The organism is Streptomyces sp. NPDC047043, from assembly GCF_040644055.1.
Taxonomy (GTDB): domain Bacteria; phylum Actinomycetota; class Actinomycetes; order Streptomycetales; family Streptomycetaceae; genus Streptomyces.
This window is the reverse complement of sequence record NZ_JBEYVO010000031.1, coordinates 19,467-37,752: the sequence shown is the minus strand read 5'-3', so window position 1 is coordinate 37,752 and position 18,286 is coordinate 19,467. Positions and strand designations below refer to the sequence as shown.

Annotated in this window: 16 protein-coding genes, 1 tRNA gene and 1 pseudogene; 12 read left to right on the top strand and 6 right to left on the bottom strand. The window is 70.7% G+C overall.

Annotated features, from left to right (window positions below; translation table 11 throughout):
• Positions 1 to 17: 17 nt before the first annotated feature.
• The 3 genes from ABZ880_RS39485 (at position 18) to ABZ880_RS39475 (ending at position 4,372) form a co-directional block, all read left to right on the top strand.
• Positions 18 to 1,484, top strand: coding sequence for an aminopeptidase P family protein (locus ABZ880_RS39485; RefSeq protein ID WP_361273624.1), 1,467 nt, complete (start codon positions 18 to 20; stop codon positions 1,482 to 1,484).
• Between the two features lie 151 nt (positions 1,485 to 1,635).
• The gene (locus ABZ880_RS39480; RefSeq protein WP_361273621.1) at positions 1,636 to 3,003 is read left to right on the top strand and encodes a PLP-dependent aminotransferase family protein; all 1,368 of its coding nucleotides are present in this window, start codon (positions 1,636 to 1,638) and stop codon (positions 3,001 to 3,003) included.
• Positions 3,004 to 3,139: 136 nt separating this feature from the next.
• Positions 3,140 to 4,372 carry an MFS transporter gene (locus ABZ880_RS39475; protein ID WP_361273618.1) on the top strand — a complete coding sequence of 411 codons (1,233 nt, stop codon included), beginning with the start codon at positions 3,140 to 3,142 and terminating at the stop codon, positions 4,370 to 4,372.
• On the opposite strand, the gene ABZ880_RS39470 is transcribed toward ABZ880_RS39475, so the two are convergent.
• The 3 genes and pseudogenes from ABZ880_RS39470 to ABZ880_RS39460 all read right to left on the bottom strand — a co-directional run bounded on the left by ABZ880_RS39470 (position 4,341) and on the right by ABZ880_RS39460 (position 6,704).
• Positions 4,341 to 5,180, bottom strand: coding sequence for a triphosphoribosyl-dephospho-CoA synthase (locus tag ABZ880_RS39470; protein WP_361273615.1), 840 nt, complete (start codon positions 5,178 to 5,180; stop codon positions 4,341 to 4,343). The genes ABZ880_RS39475 and ABZ880_RS39470 overlap by 32 nt on opposite strands.
• A gap of 9 nt (positions 5,181 to 5,189) precedes the next feature.
• Positions 5,190 to 6,127: pseudogene (locus tag ABZ880_RS39465) on the bottom strand (intradiol ring-cleavage dioxygenase).
• A gap of 130 nt (positions 6,128 to 6,257) precedes the next feature.
• Positions 6,258 to 6,704: an ATP-binding protein gene (locus ABZ880_RS39460; RefSeq protein WP_361273611.1), complete on the bottom strand. Its 447-nt coding sequence runs from the start codon at positions 6,702 to 6,704 to the stop codon at positions 6,258 to 6,260.
• A 246-nt stretch (positions 6,705 to 6,950) separates the two neighbouring features.
• On the opposite strand from ABZ880_RS39460, the gene ABZ880_RS39455 reads away from it, so the two are divergent.
• From ABZ880_RS39455 to ABZ880_RS39415, 9 genes are all read left to right on the top strand, one after another.
• The gene (locus ABZ880_RS39455) at positions 6,951 to 7,787 is read left to right on the top strand and encodes a hypothetical protein (RefSeq protein WP_361273608.1); all 837 of its coding nucleotides are present in this window, start codon (positions 6,951 to 6,953) and stop codon (positions 7,785 to 7,787) included.
• Positions 7,788 to 7,937: 150 nt separating this feature from the next.
• On the top strand, positions 7,938 to 8,678 hold the full coding sequence (locus tag ABZ880_RS39450) for a YcnI family protein (protein WP_361273605.1): 741 nt from the start codon (positions 7,938 to 7,940) through the stop codon (positions 8,676 to 8,678).
• A gap of 80 nt (positions 8,679 to 8,758) precedes the next feature.
• Positions 8,759 to 9,412 (top strand): SCO family protein, encoded by a 654-nt coding sequence (locus ABZ880_RS39445; RefSeq protein ID WP_361273602.1) that lies wholly within the window; start codon positions 8,759 to 8,761, stop codon positions 9,410 to 9,412.
• 26 nt (positions 9,413 to 9,438) lie between these two features.
• The gene (locus ABZ880_RS39440) at positions 9,439 to 9,861 is read left to right on the top strand and encodes a copper chaperone PCu(A)C (RefSeq protein WP_361273944.1); all 423 of its coding nucleotides are present in this window, start codon (positions 9,439 to 9,441) and stop codon (positions 9,859 to 9,861) included.
• A gap of 11 nt (positions 9,862 to 9,872) precedes the next feature.
• Positions 9,873 to 11,855 carry a copper resistance protein CopC gene (locus ABZ880_RS39435; protein WP_361273600.1) on the top strand — a complete coding sequence of 661 codons (1,983 nt, stop codon included), beginning with the start codon at positions 9,873 to 9,875 and terminating at the stop codon, positions 11,853 to 11,855.
• Positions 11,856 to 11,863: 8 nt separating this feature from the next.
• Positions 11,864 to 13,162 carry an iron uptake transporter deferrochelatase/peroxidase subunit gene (efeB, locus tag ABZ880_RS39430; protein WP_361273597.1) on the top strand — a complete coding sequence of 433 codons (1,299 nt, stop codon included), beginning with the start codon at positions 11,864 to 11,866 and terminating at the stop codon, positions 13,160 to 13,162.
• Positions 13,163 to 13,246: 84 nt separating this feature from the next.
• Positions 13,247 to 14,179, top strand: a complete 933-nt coding sequence (pheA, locus tag ABZ880_RS39425; protein ID WP_361273595.1) for a prephenate dehydratase — start codon at positions 13,247 to 13,249, stop codon at positions 14,177 to 14,179.
• A gap of 531 nt (positions 14,180 to 14,710) precedes the next feature.
• Complete coding sequence (gene serS, locus ABZ880_RS39420; protein ID WP_361273592.1) at positions 14,711 to 15,988, top strand: serine--tRNA ligase; 1,278 nt, start codon at positions 14,711 to 14,713, stop codon at positions 15,986 to 15,988.
• Positions 15,985 to 16,803: an HAD family hydrolase gene (locus ABZ880_RS39415; protein WP_361273589.1), complete on the top strand. Its 819-nt coding sequence runs from the start codon at positions 15,985 to 15,987 to the stop codon at positions 16,801 to 16,803. Before serS ends, ABZ880_RS39415 begins: the two co-directional genes overlap by 4 nt.
• A 40-nt stretch (positions 16,804 to 16,843) precedes the next feature.
• On the opposite strand, the gene ABZ880_RS39410 is transcribed toward ABZ880_RS39415, so the two are convergent.
• The 3 genes from ABZ880_RS39410 to ABZ880_RS39400 form a co-directional block, all read right to left on the bottom strand.
• Positions 16,844 to 16,948 (bottom strand) — tRNA-OTHER (locus ABZ880_RS39410).
• A 282-nt stretch (positions 16,949 to 17,230) separates the two neighbouring features.
• Positions 17,231 to 17,431, bottom strand: a complete 201-nt coding sequence (locus ABZ880_RS39405; RefSeq protein WP_361273586.1) for a hypothetical protein — start codon at positions 17,429 to 17,431, stop codon at positions 17,231 to 17,233.
• Positions 17,432 to 17,557: 126 nt separating this feature from the next.
• On the bottom strand, positions 17,558 to 18,277 hold the full coding sequence (locus ABZ880_RS39400) for an ABC transporter permease (RefSeq protein ID WP_361273584.1): 720 nt from the start codon (positions 18,275 to 18,277) through the stop codon (positions 17,558 to 17,560).
• Positions 18,278 to 18,286: the final 9 nt, after the last annotated feature.

Genomic DNA, 18,286 nt, shown 5'->3' with positions numbered 1-18,286 from the left:
GTGCCGTATCGAGGAGGATGACCGTGGCCGACGAGCTCACCCCGGAGACCCCGGAAGAGAGCGCAGAAGAGCCGATCAAGCAGCGCAAGAACGGCCTGTACCCGGGCGTGTCCGACGAGCTGGCCGAGAGCATGAAGTCCGGCTGGGCCGACACGGAGCTGCACGACCTGCAGCCGATCGCCCAGGCCGCCGAGACCGCCGCACGGCGCTCCGCGCTGTCGGCGCGCTTCCCCGGTGAGCGTCTGGTGATCCCGGCGGGCAATCTCAAGACCCGCTCGAACGACACCGACTACCCCTTCCGGGCGTCAGTCGAGTACGCGTACCTCACCGGCAACCAGACCGAGGACGGCGTCCTCGTCCTGGAGCCGAACGCCGAGGGCCACGACGCGACGATCTACCTCCTGCCGCGCTCCGACCGCGAGAACGGCGAGTTCTGGCTCTCCGGCCAGGGCGAGCTGTGGGTCGGCCGCCGGCACTCGCTCACCGAGGCGGAGAAGCTGTACGGCATCCCGGCCTCCGACGTGCGCGAACTGGCGGATGCACTGCGCGAGGCGACCGGTCCGGTGCGGGTCGTGCGCAGCTACGACGCGGGCATCGAGGCGGCCCTCACCGACAAGGTCACCGCCGAGCGCGACGAGGAGCTGCGCGTTTTCCTCTCCGAGGCGCGTCTCGTCAAGGACGACTTCGAGATCGGCGAGCTGCAGAAGGCCGTCGACTCGACCGTGCGCGGCTTCGAGGACGTCGTGAAGGTCCTCGACAAGGCGGAGGCGACCTCCGAGCGCTACATCGAGGGCACGTTCTTCCTCCGCGCGCGCGTGGAGGGCAACGACGTCGGCTACGGCACGATCGCCGCCGCCGGACCGCACGCGTGCACGCTGCACTGGGTGCGCAACGACGGGCCGGTGCGCTCCGGTGAACTGCTGCTCCTGGACGCAGGCGTCGAGACGCACACGTACTACACCGCCGACGTCACGCGCACGCTGCCGATCAACGGGCGCTTCAGCGAGATCCAGAAGAAGATCTACGACGCCGTGTACGACGCCCAGGAGGCCGGGATCGCGGCCGTGCAGCCGGGCGGCAAGTACCGGGACTTCCACGACGCCGCGCAGCGGGTGCTGGCCGAGCGGCTCGTCGAGTGGGGGCTGGTCGAGGGGCCCGTGGAGCGGGTGCTGGAGCTCGGGCTGCAGCGGCGGTGGACGCTGCACGGGACCGGGCACATGCTCGGGATGGACGTGCACGACTGCGCTGCCGCGCGGGTGGAGTCGTATGTCGACGGGACGCTGGAGCCGGGGGTGGTTCTCACGGTTGAGCCCGGTCTGTACTTCCAGGCCGATGACCTGACGGTGCCGGAGGAGTACCGGGGGATCGGCGTTCGGATCGAGGACGACATTCTGGTGACCGAGGACGGGAACCGGAACCTCAGCGCGGGGCTGCCTCGGCGGTCCGACGAAGTCGAGAGCTGGATGGCTTCTTTGAAGAGCTGACGTCGGATCGATGGCCGGGTACGAAGTGGGTGCCCGGCCATTGGTTTGCGGTCTGCGGGTAGGTGGGGGGCTGGTCGCGCCCGCGCGGCGGAGCCGCACATGTATGCAGCCCCGCGCCCCTTCGGGGCGCGTCCACTCACGGGGGAGATTCGTGAACGACTTCTGGTCCGGCGTTGGTGTCGATCTGCATCTGGAGCCGGATCCCGGAGACGGGCGCCGGGTCGGGCTCGAGCGGGCCCTTCGGGATGCCGTGCGGGACGGGAGGCTGGCGCCCGGGACGCGGCTGCCCGCCACCCGGCGGCTCGCCACCGAACTCGGCGTCTCTCGGGGGACCGCCAAGGCCGCCTACGACCAGCTTGTTGCCGAGGGGTATCTGACCGCTCGGCAGGGGTCGGGGACCCAGGTCGCCTCCTTGCCGTCCGTTGACGCCGATGCGCCGGAGGCGGCCGCACGCGCGCGTACTCCGCGTTTTGATCTGCGGCCCGGGAGTCCGGACGTGGGGGCGTTTCCGGCGGCGGCCTGGCTGCGGGCGCTGCGCCGGGCCATCGCCACGGCACCGCTGCTTGCGTACGACTACGGGGATCCGCGCGGCCGTATCGAGCTGCGCACGGCGCTGTCGGGGTATCTGGGGCGGGCGCGCGGCGTCATCGCGCCGCCCGAGCGGATCGTGATCACCTCGGGGTATGTGCAGGGTCTCGCGCTCCTCACGCGCGTGCTGGACGGCGCCGAGATCGCCATGGAGGACCCGGGGCTGCCGTTCCACCGGGAGGTGGTGCGGCGCAACGGGGGGAGTCCGGTGCCGGTCCCGGTGGACGAACGGGGGCTGTGCGCGGGGGAGTTGGGCGACTTCAGGGCCGTCGTCGTCACTCCCGCCCACCAGTACCCGACCGGCGTGACACTGCACCCCGAGCGGCGGCGGGCGCTCACTGGCTGGGCACGCGCGCGTGGCGGGCTGATCGTCGAGGACGACTACGACGGGGAGTTCCGCTACGACCGCCAGCCCGTCGGGGCGCTGCAGGGGATGGCGCCCGGGCAGGTCGTCTACCTCGGTACGGCCTCCAAGACGCTGGGGCCCGCGCTGCGGCTCGGCTGGATGGTGCTGCCGCCGCACCTGGTCGACGCGGTCGCCGACGCCAAGCTGCACAGCGATCACCACACCGAGTCCATCGGCCAGTTGGCGCTCGCCGAGCTCATCGACAGCCATGCGTACGACCGGCACGTGCGCGCGTGCCGGCTCAGATACCGCAGACGCCGGGACCAGCTCCTGGACCGGCTCGGCGGTCGGCGCACCGTGCGCGGGATCGCCGCCGGGCTGCACGCGCTCGTGGAGGTCGCCGACGAGGCGGCGGTGCTGGAGCGGGCCGAGGCCGAGGGACTCGCCGTCGGACACCTGGGCGACCACTGGCACACGCCCGGCGAGGGACGCCCGCAAGGGCTCGTCGTCGGGTACGGGACACCCCGGGAGCGGGCGTATCCGGAGGCGCTGGAGGTGTTGGGGAAGGTGCTGGCCGACAGCTGAACCAAGGGGCTGGGCGACCGCTGAATCAGGGGCCGGGCGATCGCTGAATCAGATGCTCGGCAAGCTGAATTGGGCCAGTGAAATGCTCACCCATTGGGCCTGCCGACCGACCCAATGTGCTTCTAGCGTCGTAGACATGACCAATCGCCTCGTCCCGCCCGCGGGCCCACAACGCGTCCTGGCTCTCGCCCAGTTGACGAACTCCATCGGCGACGGCGCCTACTACGTGACCTCGGCGCTCTACTTCACGCATGTCGTCGGACTCGCCCCCGCGCACGTGGGGCTCGGGCTGACCGTCGCGTGGGCGGTCGGGTCGGTGGCGGGGGTGCCGCTCGGGCGGCTCGCCGACCGGCGCGGGCCGCGTGGGACGGCCGTACTGCTGGCGCTGGGAACTGCGGCGGCGGTCGGTTCGTTCCTGGTGGTGCGGGGGTTCGTTCCGTTCGTCCTCGCCGCCTGCGCTTACGCGACGGCGCAGTCGGGTCTGGCGGCGGCCCGGCAGGCGCTGCTGGCGGGGTTGGTGACGGCCGGGGAGCGGACGGGGCTGCTCGCGCATCTGCAGTCGACGCTCAACGCCGGGCTGGCGGTGGGCGCGGGGCTCGGCGGGCTGGCGTTGCAGGCCGGGACACGGGCGGCGTATCTCGGGGTGTTCGCGTTGGACGCCGTGAGCTTCCTGGTGTGCGCGGGCGTGCTGTCGCGGCTGCCGGCGGTGGCGCCCGTCACCGTACGGAAGCGGGACACGCGCGGAGTGCTCCGCGACCGGCCCTACGCGGTGGTCGCGCTGCTCAACACCGTTCTGCTGCTGCGGATGCCGCTGCTGAGTCTGGGGCTGCCGCTGTGGATCGCGGAGCGGACCGCGGCTCCGGCCTGGCTGGTCTCCGCGCTGTTCGTCCTCAACACCGGGGCGGTGATGCTGTTCCAGGTGCGGATGGCGCGGGGTGTCACCGGGCTCGCGTCCGCCACACGTGCGGTGCGGCGGTCGGGGTGGGTCATGCTCGCGGCGTGCGCGGTGTTCGCGCTGTCGGCCGGAGTGTCGCCGTGGGTGGCGGTGGGCGCCCTGGGGGGCGGGGCGGTGCTGCAGGTCGTCGCCGAGATGGGGCAGTCGGCGGGTTCCTGGCAGCTGTCCTTCGACCTCGCGCCCACCGACCGGGTGGGCGAGTACCAGGGGTTCTTCGGGACGGGGGTGACGGTGGCGCGGACCTTGGGACCGCTCGTCCTGACCTCGCTGCTGGTGGGTTGGGGGACCCCGGGGTGGCTCCTGCTGGGCGGCGTCACGGTGGTGGCGTCGTACGCGATGGGGCCGGCGGCGCGCAGGGCCGCCGGCCGGTCGGACCGGGCCGTCAGGCAGCCCGAGCCCACGCTTGTGCGCTGAGGGGGAGGGAGTCCAGGAACAGGGCTCCGGCGAGCAGGCCCGCACTCCCCCGCGGGCTCCACGCGCGCGCGTGCAGGTCGGCGTCGAGGGCCACCAGCGCCTGCGCGCCCGCCTCGGTCGCCGCACCGCCCGCTTCGAGCACGCCCCGGGCGCCCGCCTGGACGTGCCGCAGCCCCAACGGGCCCGCGGTGTACAGCAGTTCCGTGTCCTGGAGGGTGGACATCACGGTGAGCAGGGCGTCCAGCCGCGCCTGTGCCTCGGTGGCGCCGGCCGAGCGGGCCGCGGCGAGCGCGTCCAACGCCCGCCGTACGTGCGGGAATCCGGCGCGGGCCTCACCGCGGGCGCCCGCGGCGCCGTACTTCGCGGAGATCGACGAACCGCGCGAGGGCCTGCGCGGAGCGCCCTTGTCGTTGAAGGCGGCGATCTTCTTCGCGGCGGCGGCCACGTCCCGCGCTCCGGCGCGGGGGTTGAGCGCGGCCGCCGCGACGAGGAAGCCGAGCGCCCACAGGGCGCCCCGGTGGCCGCCGCCCGCCAGGCCCACCGAGTGCTCGGTGGACCGCCCGATCGAGCCCAGCTCCGCGCGCAGCTGCGGGGTGGGCTCGCCGGTGCGGCGGGCGGCGGCGGCCATCGCCGCGAGGCCGGGGGCCAGCGCCTTGGCCGACCAGCGCAGGGAACAGTGATCTCGACGTCCGGCGGGTACCCCGAGGTCACGTGGGTCGGGCAGGCCCGGCTTGGGAGCCAGGGCCAGCTGCCCGGTCAGCGCCGTCACGGCGGCCTGCGCAAGCGTCTCGTCCTCTCGGCTGCTCATGGGCGCGCCCTACGAGGAGGACGCCGAGGCCGAGGGGCTGGTGCTGTCGCTCGGGGCGTCACTGGGCGGCGTACCCGTCGGAGCGTCGCTCGGCGGGGTGCCACCGCCGCCGCTGCCCGCGCCCGTGCTCTCGGCGTCCGGGTCGATGCCGAGGGTCAGGAAGCCCTTGTAACCCTTGGACGGGTCCTTCTTGTGCACGGCCTTGAGGGTCAGCAGACCGCTGGAGGCGCCACCGCCGTCGTAGACCATGTCGTCGGCGAGGACGGTGTAGCTGCCGGTGTGCTTGGAGTACGGCTCGAGCGTGAAGATCTCCTCGGCGATGTCGTCGTCCAAGAAGAGCTGGCCCGTGTAGTTGACCTTGCCGCCCTCGTAGGTGCCGTCCTCCTTCTCGCCGCCCGTGTGCACCTTCACGTGGATGTGGCAGGTGCGCGGGGTGTACCAGCCGGGGAAGATCGTCTCAACTTGACGACCCCATTGGCGTTGGCGATCTGGTAGCCGCGCAGGTAGGTGTTGTCGTTGGCGGAGTCGCCCTCCTCGCTCTCCGCTGGCGCGGAGCCGCCGGGGTTGGCGGTGGTGTAGCCGGAGTAGTAGCCCCAGGCGTCGCAGTGCCAGATCTCCACGGCCGCGCCGGAGACCGGCGTACAGCCGTCGGTGGCGTCGACGACGGTCAGACGCAGCGTCAGCGGGACGCCGGCCTTGCCCTCGGTGATGTCCTTCCGCACGAGCGCGCCGTCGAGGTAGTAGGGGCCCTCGGTGACGCTGGTCATCAGCGTCATGCACTCGCTGCTGGTGGAGGTCGCCGACGCGGTGGCCTCGGCGTCCGTGGTCGTGTCGGCGAACGCCGACTGGTAACCGGCGACGGCGAGCCCGCCCGCCGCGACCGTGCCGCCGGTCACCGCGATGGCGCGGCGCCGGCTGATCGACTTGTCTCTGTGGTTTCCCGTCATGATCCGGAACGTATGGACGCCGGCCGTCAGGGGTGTATGGCGGGCCTTAGGAGGAGCTGTGAATGCTAAGGAAGCTGAAGTTCCGGTTACCGTCGGACCGTTGTGCAGCTCTTGCCTGCCTTTGCATGCTTCACACCGCCATCAGCGGTGCGTCCTCCCGCCACTTGAGGATCTTGTCGAAGCTCACCACCGCACCGGCCCGCCCCGGCTTGTTGCCGATGTGGACATGATCGGCGAGCTCCCGGATGAGGCCCAGCCCCCGGCCGTGCTCCGCGTCGGCGCGCGCGGGACGCGGCGGCAGGGCGGCCGCGAACCCCGGGCCGGAGTCGGCGACTTCGATACGGCACTTCTCGCCGTCGAGGTAGGCGGTGACCCGGTACGCCTCCGAGGGCATGCCGTGTGCGCCGACCGCGCCATGCTCCACGGCGTTCGCACAGGCCTCACTGAGGGCGACGGAGAGGTCGTAGGAGATGTCGGGGTCGACGCCCGCCGTCTCCATGGTGCCGAGCAGCAGGCGTCTGGCGAGCGGGACGCTCGCAGCTTCACGCCGGAGATGGAGTGACCACCAGATGCTCATGCTCCAGCCTCCCGGCCGCGACTCGACATACCGTTTCTTATTGCCGCGAGTGGCCGGGTGTAAGCACGGAGTTGACGTGATGCCGCCCATATGGGCGATGCGTCCCGAACGGAATCGGTGTATGCGCCGGAACGGAACCGGCGCATGTGCGGGTGGTTCCCACCATAAAGTGATCTTCCGGTTCGTACGGCATCTTGCGGACCTGCCGTATGGCACCCACAAGGCCAGTGCGATGATGAGCCCGCCATGACTGCCCCCCACCAGCGCACGGCGCGCTCCGGAAAGGATCTCCGGATACTGAGGGCCGCGGTGTTCGCCGCGGTCTGCGTCGTGCTGGCCGCGGCCGGTCACACGCTCGCCTCCTGCGCCACGGTGCCACTGTGGACGCTCGGCGCGGGATTCGCGGGGACCGCCCTGGTCGTGGTGCCGCTCGCCGGACGCGCACGCTCGCTGCCGGGGATCGCGGCGCTGCTCGCGGGCGGGCAGACCGTGCTGCACACGCTGTTCGGGCTGGGGCAGCACACGACGATGTCGGCCGGCACGATGTCGATGCCGTCGGTGTCCGACGCCTCCCTGGTCGAGCGGGCGGCGCGGCTCGTGTGCGGGACCACCGCGGCGGCGATCAGCCCCGCCCAGGCCCGCAGGATCCTCGCCGACGCCCGGCTCTCCCCGGACACGGCCATGGACATGGGCTCCATGCACCACTCGGCGGACGCCGTCTCCGCCACCGCGACTTCCCCGGCCTCGCTGCTGCCGTCCCTGCCGATGCTGCTCGGCCACGTCCTCGCGGCGATCGCCGCCGGCTGGCTGCTGCGCCGCGGGGACCTGGCGCTGCTGCGGCTCGTCGAACTGTCCGCACTGTCGGCGCATTCGGTCGCCGAAGGGGCGCTCGTACGGTCCTTGCGCGGGGCGCTCGCGCTGGTGCGCGCCCTGCGTGCCGGGCTCCCGGGAGCGCCGGGGGCGGGCCCGCGACCGCCGCGCACCGCCCTGTTCGTACCGCCGAAGCCCCGTGGCTGCGCACTCCAGCACACGGTGATCAGGCGCGGCCCGCCGCCCGCCGCCGCACTCGTTCTCGCCGCCTGACGCGACGCGACCGCCACTCCGTGATTCCGGGGTCGAGGGGCCGCCGTCGCGCGGCACACGCGCGTGCCCGTTGCCGACCGACAGGTCATCTCCACGCACGCGTACCCCTCTTCAGCACCAGACCTCACTCGAAGTGGAGTGCATCCGTTCATGAAGGCTTCCCGTCTCGCCGCCACCGGCGCCGTCGCCGCCTCTGCCGTCGTCGTCCTGTCCTCGCCCGCCTTCGCGCACGTCAGCGTGCAGCCCGAGGGCACGGCCGCCAAGGGTGGTTACGCCGTCGTCGACTTCAAGGTCCCCAACGAGCGCGACAACGCCTCGACCACCAAGCTCGAGGTCAGCTTCCCGACCGACCACCCGCTGGCCTCGGCGATGCCGGCGCCGATCGACGGCTGGGACATCAAGGTCACCAAGGCCAAGCTGGCCAAGCCGATCGAGATGCACGGCGAGAAGATCAACGAAGCCGTCTCCAAGATCACCTGGACCGCGAGCGGCGACGGCATCAAGCCCGGCTTCTTCCAGAAGTTCCCGGTCTCCGTCGGCACCCTTCCCGAGGACGCCGACCAGCTCGTCTTCAAGGCGCTCCAGACGTACGACAACAAGGAGGTCGTGCGCTGGATCGAGGAGACGAAGGAGGGCCAGGACGAGCCCGAGAACCCGGCCCCGGTCCTCGCCCTGTCCGCCGCCTCCGACGACGAGCACTCGCACGGCTCGTCGGGCGCCGAAGAGGCCAGTGACGACTCGAAGGACACCGAGAACACCGCCGCCGACACCTCCGTCTCCGCCGACAGCAGCGACACCACCGCGCGCGTGCTGGGCGTCGTGGGCATCGTCGTCGGCGCGCTGGGCGTGGCGTACGGCGTGCTCGCCGGCCGTCGACGCAGCGACGCCTGAGGACCGTTCCTTCCGTGTGCTGCACCGGGGTCGCAGGACCCCGGTGCACACCGGAGCTCTCACATCTGGGACATTTTTCTATGCGCAAGAAGACGTTCGCCGCGGCCGCCCTGCTCGCCGCAGCCTCCCTGACCCTCTCCGCCTGCGGCAGCGGCGACGACAGCAACTCGCCCGTCGCCGTGGTCTCCGAGGACACCTCGCAGAAGGCCGCGACGATCCTCGACCGGCCCTTCGAGAAGCCGGACCTCGTGCTCACCGACACGCAGGGCAAGAAGTACGACTTCCGCAAGGAGACGGCGGGCAGGCCGACCTTGATCTACTTCGGTTACACCCACTGCCCCGACATCTGCCCGACGACGATGAGCAACCTCGCCGTCGCCAAGAAGCAGCTGCCCAAGGCCGAACAGGACAAGCTGCAGGTGGTGTTCGTCACCACCGATCCCAAGCGCGACACCCCGTCCGAACTCGGCAAGTGGCTCAAGGGCATCGACCCCCAGTTCATCGGCCTGACCGGCGACTTCTCCACCATCCAGGCCGGCGCCCGCACCCTCGGCATCTCCATCGAGCCGACCCACAAGGACAAGAAGACCGGCAAGACGGTCTCGGTGCACGGCACCCAGGTCATCGCCTTCTCGCCGAAGACCGACGGCGGTTACGTCCTCTACGGCGAGGACGCCGGCGTCGACGACTACACCAAGGATCTCCCCAAGATCGTCAAGGGGCAGAACCCGTGAGGCGGCTCGCCCCCACAGCTCTGGTGATGACCGGTGCCCTCGCCCTCGCCGGCTGCGGCGGCTCCGGCGACGACAGGCCCGAACTGGCCGTCAGCGCCTCCTACATGCCCCAGCCGGTGACGGAGGAGATGGCCGCGGGCTTCTTCACCGTCGCCAACAAGGGCGGCGCCAAGGACGAGCTGACCTCCGTCACCAGCGGCGCGGCGGGCAGCGTCACCATGCACAGGACCGTCGGGCAGACCATGGAGGAGGTCGAGTCCCTCGACGTCCCCGCACATGGTCAACTCGTGTTCAAGAGCGGCGGCAACCACCTGATGTTCGAGAACCTGAAGCGGAAGCTGAAGCAGGGCGCGACGGTCACCGTCGAACTGCACTTCGCCAAGTCGGGCCCGATCAAGGTTGAGATGCCGGTCAAGTCGGCCACGTACAACCCCGCGACCGGCCACTGAGGGAGACCACCGTGACGCAGACCATCACCCCCCGCCGTGTGCGGACCCTGGTGCTGCTGTTCCTGGCTGTCGTCGGAGCGCTTCTCGCCGGTGCCGCACCGGCCTCCGCTCACGCCGCGCTGACCGGCAGCGACCCCGCACAGGGGGTGGTGGTCGACAAGGCGCCCACCCAGGTCTCGCTCTCCTTCTCCGAGAAGGTCGCCACCTCGGGCGACTCGGTGCGCGTGCTCGACCCCAAGGGCAAGCGCGTCGACAACGGCAAACCGACCGACGTCAGCGGCACGACGTACGCCGTGCAACTGAAGAGCGGCCTGGCCGACGGCACCTACACCGTGGCCTGGCAGGTCGTGTCGGCGGACAGCCACCCCGTCGCCGGGGCCTTCACCTTCTCGATCGGCGCCCCCTCCAAGACCACCGTCGCCGCCTCCGGCCAGGAGATCGGCGGCGGGGTCGTCGGCTGGCTGTACGGATTCGGCCGGTATGTGTCGTACGCCGGCTTCATCGTCATGGTCGGCGGCGCCGCCTTCGTACTGGCCTGCTGGCAGCGCGGCTCCGGCGTCAAGGCTCTGCAGCGGCTCGTCGTCTCCGGGTGGCTCGCGCTCACCTCGGCGACCCTGATGCTGCTGCTCCTGCGTGGTTCCTACACCAGTACCGGCAAGGTCGGCGACATCTTCGACCTGAACCTGCTCAGCCAGGTGCTGCAGACCAAGTCGGGCGCGGCACTCGTCTCCCGGCTGCTGCTGCTCGCCGCGGCGGCACTGTTCATCGCCGTGCTCTTCGGCGCCTACGACAAGCGTGAGGACGAGGAGAAGCGGGACCTGACCTTCGGGCTGGCGATCGGCGGATTCGTCGTGGCCGCCGGTCTCGCGGCGAGCTGGGCCATGGCCGAGCACGCCTCCACCGGGCTCCAGCCGGGCATCGCCATGCCCGTCGACGTCGTCCACCTGCTGGCCGTCGCCGCCTGGCTGGGCGGACTCACCGCGCTCCTCGTGGCCCTGTACCGGTCCGACGCCCCGATCGAGGCGGCAGCCGTACGACGCTTCTCACAGGTCGCCTTCTACAGCGTCCTCGCGCTGGTCGCGACCGGTGTCTACCAGTCGTGGCGGCAGCTCGGCTCCTGGTCGGCCTTCACCGACACCGCGTACGGGCAACTGCTCCTCGTCAAGATCGGGCTCGTGGCGCTGCTCGTGGGCATCGCCTCGATCTCGCGGCGCTGGACGGGACGGCTGGCGGACACGGCCGTCGCGAAGCCGCACAAGACAAAGAGGACGGAGGAGACGCAGGACTCGGCCGAGCGCGACGCCCCGGGCGAGAAGGAGCACGCCGCCGCGCGCACCGGTGCCGCAACGGCCAAGAAGTCCGCGTCCGCCAAGACCTCGGACGGCCCGGCATCCGGCGATGGCTCCCAGCGCGCCGCCCAACTCGCCCGGCAGCGGGCCGCGATCGACACCGCCCGCCAGAAGCGGCAGCGCGACGCCGACCCCGACCGGTTCGGACTGCGCCGCACCGTGCTCGCCGAGGCCGGCGTCGCCGTCGTGCTGCTCGCCGTCACCACTGTGCTGACCCAGACCGAGCCGGGACGCACCGAACAGGAGGCCAAGGCGGCCACCTCGTCCTCGTCCTCCTCTTCCGCCACGTCCGACTCGTCGTCCGGGGCACTCACGCTGACCATGTCCTTCAACACGGGCGGCACGGACGGCAAGGGCGTCGTCTCGGTCGACCTCGACCCCGCGCGCGTGGGCGGCAACGAGATGCACGTCTACGTCCAGCGGCCCAACGGCCGCGCCTTCGACGTCCCCGAGGTGAAGGTCGCCTTCACCCTCGAGGCCAAGAAGATCGGGCCGTTGCCCGTCAACCCCGACCACGTCACCACCGGACACTGGACGGCGAACGGGGTCCAGATCCCCATGGCCGGCGACTGGAAGGTCGCCGTGACCGTGCGGACCTCCGACATCGACCAGGTGACCGTCTCCAAGAACGCGCAGATCGGCTGAACCGCACCATGGCTGACCAGTCCATCCCGGAGGCACGCAGTCCCGAGGTGCCCTCGCAGGAGCCCGTCCCCCCGAACACGCCCTCCAAGGACGGCATTTCACGCCGCACGCTCCTGAGCACCGCCGGCGCCACCGGCCTCGTGCTCGGCGCGGCCGGTGGGGCCGTGGGCTATGCCGCCGCACCCTCCGAGGCCACTCCGCTCAGCTCCCTCGGCGCGGACATGGCAATGTTTCACGGGAAACATCAGCCCGGCATCACCGACGGCCTCCAGGCCAAGGGCCACCTCGTCGCCTTCGACCTGACGGCGGGCGCCGGCCGCAAGGAGGCGGCCGCCCTGCTGCGCCGCTGGTCGGCCACGGCCGAGCGGTTGATGGCGGGCGAGGCGGCCGCGCACGACGACACGGACGTCGCCCTGGACGCGGGCCCGTCCTCGCTCACCCTCACCTTCGGCTTCGGCCACAGCTTCTTCGCCCGCACCGGCCTGGAGAAGCAGCGGCCCGTCTCCCTCGACCCGCTGCCCGACTTCTCCTCCGACCACCTCGACAAGGCGCGCAGCAACGGAGACCTGTGGGTGCAGATCGGCGCCAATGACTCCCTCGTCGCCTTCCACGCCCTGCGCGCGATCCAGAAGGACGCAGGCAGCGCGGCCCGCATCCGCTGGCAGATGAACGGCTTCAACCGCACGCCGGGCGCCACGGCCCACCCCATGACGGCCCGCAACCTCATGGGCCAGCTGGACGGCACCCGCAATCCGAAGCCGACGGACTCCGACTTCGACAAGCGGATCTTCGTGCCCGCGACCGGCTCGAACGACCCGTCGTGGATGGCGAACGGCTCCTACGCCGTCGTACGCCGCATCCGCATGCTCCTCGACGACTGGGAGAAGCTGTCGCTCCAGGCCCAGGAGAACGTCATCGGGCGCCGGAAGTCGAACGGGGCGCCGCTGTCCGGCGGCTCCGAGACGACCGCGATGGACCTCGACAAGGCGGACGCCAAGGGCGAGTACCTCGTCCCCATCAACGCCCATGCCCGGATCACGCGGCCCGACCAGAACGGCGGTGCCGCGATCCTGCGCCGCCCGTTCTCGTACCACGACGGCTTCGACGCGGACGGTGTCCCGGACGCCGGTCTGCTCTTCGTCTGCTGGCAGGCCGACCCGCTGCGCGGCTTCGTGCCGCTCCAGCGCAAGCTCGACCGCGGCGACGCCCTGTCCAAGTACATCCGCCACGAGGCGAGCGCCCTGTTCGCGGTGCCGGGCGGGGCCGCGAGGGGCGAGTACGTGGGGCAGAAGCTGCTGGAGGCGTGAGACCCCGGCGTTCGCCAGGGCCGGTCGGGAGGGCTCTCGTGAGATGCGTGAGCCTCGGTTCCGCAAGCCCATTAGGGTGAGGTCATGCCAGCGAGCTACGCGTATCTCGGCCCCGAGGGCACCTTCACCGAAGTCGCCCTGCGCACCCTTCCCGAAGCAGCCACCCGGGAACTGATCCCCTACGTGTCCGTGCAGTCCGCGCTCGACGCGGTCCGCGCCGGCGAGGCCGAGGCCGCCTTCGTGCCGATCGAGAACTCCGTCGAGGGCGGCATCACCACCACCCTCGACGAACTCGTCGCGGGCGCACCGCTGATGATCTACCGCGAGGTGCTGCTCTCGATCACCTTCGCGCTGCTGGTCAGGCCGGGCACGAAGCTGTCGGACATCAAGACGGTCTCCGCACACCCGGCCGCCCAGCCCCAGGTGCGGAACTGGCTCAAGAGCAACCTCCCGGACGCCCACTGGGAGTCGGCCGCCTCGAACGCGGACGCCGCGCGCCTGGTCCAGGAGGGCCAGTACGATGCCGCGTTCGCCGGCGAGTTCGCGGCCGCCCGCTACGGCCTGGAGGCGCTGGAGACCGGGATCCACGACGCCGAGAACGCGCAGACCCGCTTCGTGCTGGTCGGACGGCCCGCCCGGCCCGCGGCGCCGACCGGCGCGGACAAGACGTCCGTCGTGCTGTGGCAGCGCGACGACCACCCCGGCGGTCTGCGCGATCTGCTGGGCGAGTTCGCCACCCGCGGCATCAACCTGATGCTGCTGCAGTCCCGCCCGACCGGCGCCGGCATCGGCAACTACTGCTTCTGCATCGACGCCGAGGGTCACATCTCCGACCGCCGGGTGGCCGAGGCCCTGATGGGGCTCAAGCGGATCTGTCTGGAAGTGCGCTTCCTCGGCTCGTACCCGCGCGCGGACGTGGGCGTCGAGGACGTCAGCGCACCGCGGCTCGGCACCTCGGACGAGGAGTTCGTCACGGCCTCGGACTGGGTCGCGCGCTGCCAGGACGGCCGGTTCTGACCCCGGTCTTACCTGCAGATTTTAGTTATCCACAGAAGTTATCCACAGGTTTGCTTCTCGACCTGGGGACAAGTCGACAGTGGAGCATGACCCTGTCGACAAATCGGCCCCCAGCCCACCCTCGGGTTCACCGGCGTGCACATCACCCTTCGTCCACTCTTTTCCTTTGAGCAATCCTTTGGGGTGACCTATTTACACTCGAAAGTGAGGGTAAATACGGTTTGCCCTGGGAATCCTCGGGTTCGCGTCCACGTTTCGGATTGATCAATTCCGAAGTCCACAGATCATCCACACACCCTGTGGATAACTCTTGAGAGGGTGTGGATCGCTGTGGACAACCAGGCGCCAAGTCCCGTTCTCCACAAGGGAATCGGGTCAACCCAGCGCCCGCAGCCTCCCTCGTCCCAGGGAGTGAGACACTTTTTATTGACACGCTCGGCAATTCCCTCATAACTGAACGTAAGCCTCATTTCGGAACGGCTGGGAATGGTGAGTCGTGGGCCGTATCCCCGCACCGGTAGCCTTGACCGCGTGATTGACCTTCGCCTGCTCCGTGAGGACCCCGACCGTGTGCGCGCGTCCCAGCGCGCCCGTGGAGAGGACGTCGCGCTCGTCGACTCTCTCCTGTCTGCCGACGAGCGGCGCAGGTCGTCCGGCGTCCGCTTCGACGAGCTGCGTGCCGAGCAGAAGCAGCTCGGCAAGCTCATTCCCAAGGCCTCCGGTGACGAGAAGGCCGAGCTGCTGAGGAAGGCGAGCCAGCTCGCCGCCGACGTCAAGGCGGCCGACGCCGAACAGACGGAGGCCGACGAGGAGACCAAGCGTCTCGCGCTCCAGCTGGGCAACCTCGTGCACCCCGACGTCCCGGTCGGCGGCGAGGAGGACTTCGTCGTGCTGGAGACGCACGGCACCATCCGTGACTTCGCCGCCGAGGGCTTCGAGCCCAAGGACCACCTGGAGCTCGGCGAGGCGCTGGGCGCCATCGACGTCGAGCGCGGCGCCAAGGTGTCCGGCTCGCGCTTCTACTACCTCACCGGTGTCGGCGCCCTGCTGGAGCTGGCGCTGGTCAACGCGGCGATCGCGCAGGCCACGGAGGCCGGCTTCATCCCGATGCTGACCCCGGCGCTGGTCCGCCCGCGCGCCATGGAGGGCACGGGCTTCCTCGGCCAGGCCGCGGAGAACGTGTACCACCTGGAGAAGGACGACTACTACCTGGTCGGCACCTCCGAGGTCCCCCTCGCGGCGTACCACATGGACGAGATCCTCGACGCCGAGAAGCTGCCGCTGCGCTACGCCGGTTTCTCCCCGTGCTTCCGCCGCGAGGCGGGCACGTACGGCAAGGACACCCGCGGCATCTTCCGCGTGCACCAGTTCGACAAGGTCGAGATGTTCTCCTACGTCGCCCCCGAGGACGCGGAGAACGAGCACCGGCGCCTCCTGGAGTGGGAGAAGCAGTGGCTGACCGGCCTGGAGCTGCCCTTCCAGGTCATCGACGTGGCCTCGGGCGACCTGGGCGCGTCGGCCTCCCGCAAGTACGACTGCGAGGCGTGGATCCCGACGCAGGGCAAGTACCGCGAGCTGACGTCGGCCTCCAACTGCGACAGCTTCCAGGCCCGCCGGCTGTCGGTGCGACTGCGTGACGGCAAGAAGGTGCAGCCGCTGGCGACGCTCAACGGCACGCTGTGCGCCGTACCGCGCACGATCGTGGCGATCCTGGAGAACCACCAGCAGGCCGACGGCTCCGTGTACGTGCCGAAGGTGCTGCGCCCGTACCTGGGCGGCCGGGAGGTCCTGGAGCCGGTCGCCAAGTGAGCGCCGCGTCTCCCTCCGGCACGTTCCCGTACAAGCTGATCGCGACCGACCTCGACGGAACGCTGCTGCGCTCCGACGAGTCGGTCTCGCAGCGCACCCGTGACGCCCTCGCCGCGGCCACCGCGGCGGGCGCCGCGCACATCGTCGTCACCGGCCGCGCGGTCCCGTGGACCCGGCACATCCTCGACGACCTCGGCTACGAGGGTCTCGCGGTCTGCGGTCAGGGTGCGCAGGTGTACGACGCGGGTGCGCACCGCCTGCTGACGTCGGTGACCCTGGACCGGCAGCTGGCGGGTGTGGCCCTGGCCAAGATCGAGGCGGAGATCGGCCCGCTGTACCTGGCGGCCGGCCGTGACGGCCTGGAGGGCGAGGTGCTGGTGGGCCCGGGTTACGCGGTCACCGGCACGCTCCCGTCGACCCCGCTCAGGGACGTGTCCGACCTCTGGGCGGCTCCGCTGAACAAGATCTACATTCAGCACCCTCAGCTGTCCGACGACGAGCTCGCGGACGCGGCCCGCGAGGCCGCGGGCGGTTTCGTCACGGTCGCCATGGCGGGCGAGGGCATCGTCGAACTGTTGCCGCTGGGCCTGTCGAAGGCGACGGGCCTCTCCCTGGCGGCCCGCCGTCTGGGGCTGAAGGCAGCGGACACGATCGCCTTCGGCGACATGCCCAACGACATCCCGATGTTCGCGTGGGCGTCCCGGGGCGTGGCGATGGCCGACGCGCACGAGGAACTGCGGGCGGTGGCGGACGAGGTGACGTCGTCCAACGAGGAGGACGGGATCGCGGTGGTGTTGGAGCGGTTGCTCGCCTGAGCTTCGCGGTTCTCTGTGCCTGAGCGCTCGGGACTACTTGCGGAGGATGCACGGATCGAACGTGCGCGGGGTGCGACCCCCGACCATGGCTCGCTTTGAATCGAACACAGCGCAAGCCAGTGCCTTGCCACTCGGCCAATCCTCCGGGTGGGCGACCCACGCGAGAGCGACATCGCGTGCTCGAAGCGGTCGCCCCGGGCAGCTCCGGGTGCGGAGCGGGTTCGACGGTGGGGTAACTACACCGGAGCCCGCCGCGGGCTGCCCTGACGGGAGCTGGACGTACTGTCGTGCATGGACATCGCCCGGCTCCTCTCCCAGAACGTGGCGCCGGAGCAGCATCCGAAAGTACGGGCGTCCGGCGGTGTGGACACAACCACTGTGCCTGTACGACGAGTTGGACGCCACCGAATAAATCGGCCGTACGAGGTCAGCGGCGCCGCCACCGTCGGCGGCGCCCCTTGCTGAAGAACCACCCGGCGGGCGGCTCGTCGGAGCGCCACGGCTGAGGCTCGGGCTCCTCGTTGCGCCAGCGGGCGGCGAGCATGCGGGCCCGGGCGGACGGTTCGGAGGTCTCGGCGCCTCGTATGAAGTCCTCGTCCAGGACGAGGTCGTCGAAGTCGTCTTCCATCCCCGTTCCTCTCAGCGTTCCTCTCAGCCCAGCATTCCGTTTTGCCCAGTGTGCCCGTACAGGGGTGAAGCCTCCGTCAAGACCGGGGGCGCCCTCACAGGAACCGGGCGCCCCCCTCAGGAACTGTCACTCCTCCCCGGCCAGCGTCAGCGACCGCAGCTTCTGTCCCGCGTACCAGGTGGCCAGGACGGTCACCGCGACCAACAGCACGGTCGCGGTGGTGAGTCCGACGTCCGAGGTGACCAGGTCCCCGCCGGCGACCTTGTGGGCGACGGCCAGCGACCACTGCTGGACGCTGAGCGTGCGCGCACCGGGCACCAGGGAGCCGAACAGCGCCTCCCAGACGAGCGCGTACACGAGCCCGAAGACCACCGCGTGCCGGGACACCGTGCCCAGCAGCAGGAACAGAGCCGCGTAGGCGATGGAGGAGACCAGCGCCGCGACCGTGTAGGCGACGGCGATCTGCTGGCCGTTGCCGTTGAGAATGAAGCCGGCGATCAGGGTGGGCAGCGCGGAGAACACCATGGTCACCGCGATCGCCACGATCAGCTTGGTGAAGATGATCGTCGGCCGCTTGAGCGGCTTGGACAGCAGGTACACGACCGAGCCGTCGTCGATCTCCGGACCGATCGCGCCCGTGCCGGCGATGACGCCGATGATCGGCACCATCGTGGCGAGCGCGAGCCCGCCCAGCAGGTCGGAGGCCGTCTGGTCGTCGGCGCCCGCGAGGCCGCGTACGACCACGGAGATCGCGATCAGCAGCAGGGGCAGGGCGCCCAGGATGAGGGCCCGGCGACGGCCGAGCAAAGCCCGGTAGGTGAGTCGGGCGACTGTGGGGTCGTACATCTTCGGCCT

Excerpts from the sequence above, each read along its gene's own strand:
- ABZ880_RS39405 (WP_361273586.1), bottom strand. The coding sequence starts at position 17,431 with ATGGAAGACGACTTCGACGACCTCGTCCTGGACGAGGACTTCATACGA.
- efeB (WP_361273597.1), top strand. The coding sequence starts at position 11,864 with ATGGCTGACCAGTCCATCCCGGAGGCACGCAGTCCCGAGGTGCCCTCG.
- ABZ880_RS39450 (WP_361273605.1), top strand. The coding sequence starts at position 7,938 with ATGAAGGCTTCCCGTCTCGCCGCCACCGGCGCCGTCGCCGCCTCTGCC.
- ABZ880_RS39485 (WP_361273624.1), top strand. The coding sequence starts at position 18 with ATGACCGTGGCCGACGAGCTCACCCCGGAGACCCCGGAAGAGAGCGCA.
- ABZ880_RS39455 (WP_361273608.1), top strand. The coding sequence starts at position 6,951 with ATGACTGCCCCCCACCAGCGCACGGCGCGCTCCGGAAAGGATCTCCGG.
- ABZ880_RS39475 (WP_361273618.1), top strand. The coding sequence starts at position 3,140 with ATGACCAATCGCCTCGTCCCGCCCGCGGGCCCACAACGCGTCCTGGCT.
- ABZ880_RS39460 (WP_361273611.1), bottom strand. The coding sequence starts at position 6,704 with ATGAGCATCTGGTGGTCACTCCATCTCCGGCGTGAAGCTGCGAGCGTC.
- ABZ880_RS39470 (WP_361273615.1), bottom strand. The coding sequence starts at position 5,180 with ATGAGCAGCCGAGAGGACGAGACGCTTGCGCAGGCCGCCGTGACGGCG.
- ABZ880_RS39440 (WP_361273944.1), top strand. The coding sequence starts at position 9,439 with ATGACCGGTGCCCTCGCCCTCGCCGGCTGCGGCGGCTCCGGCGACGAC.
- ABZ880_RS39445 (WP_361273602.1), top strand. The coding sequence starts at position 8,759 with ATGCGCAAGAAGACGTTCGCCGCGGCCGCCCTGCTCGCCGCAGCCTCC.
- pheA (WP_361273595.1), top strand. The coding sequence starts at position 13,247 with ATGCCAGCGAGCTACGCGTATCTCGGCCCCGAGGGCACCTTCACCGAA.
- ABZ880_RS39400 (WP_361273584.1), bottom strand. The coding sequence starts at position 18,277 with ATGTACGACCCCACAGTCGCCCGACTCACCTACCGGGCTTTGCTCGGC.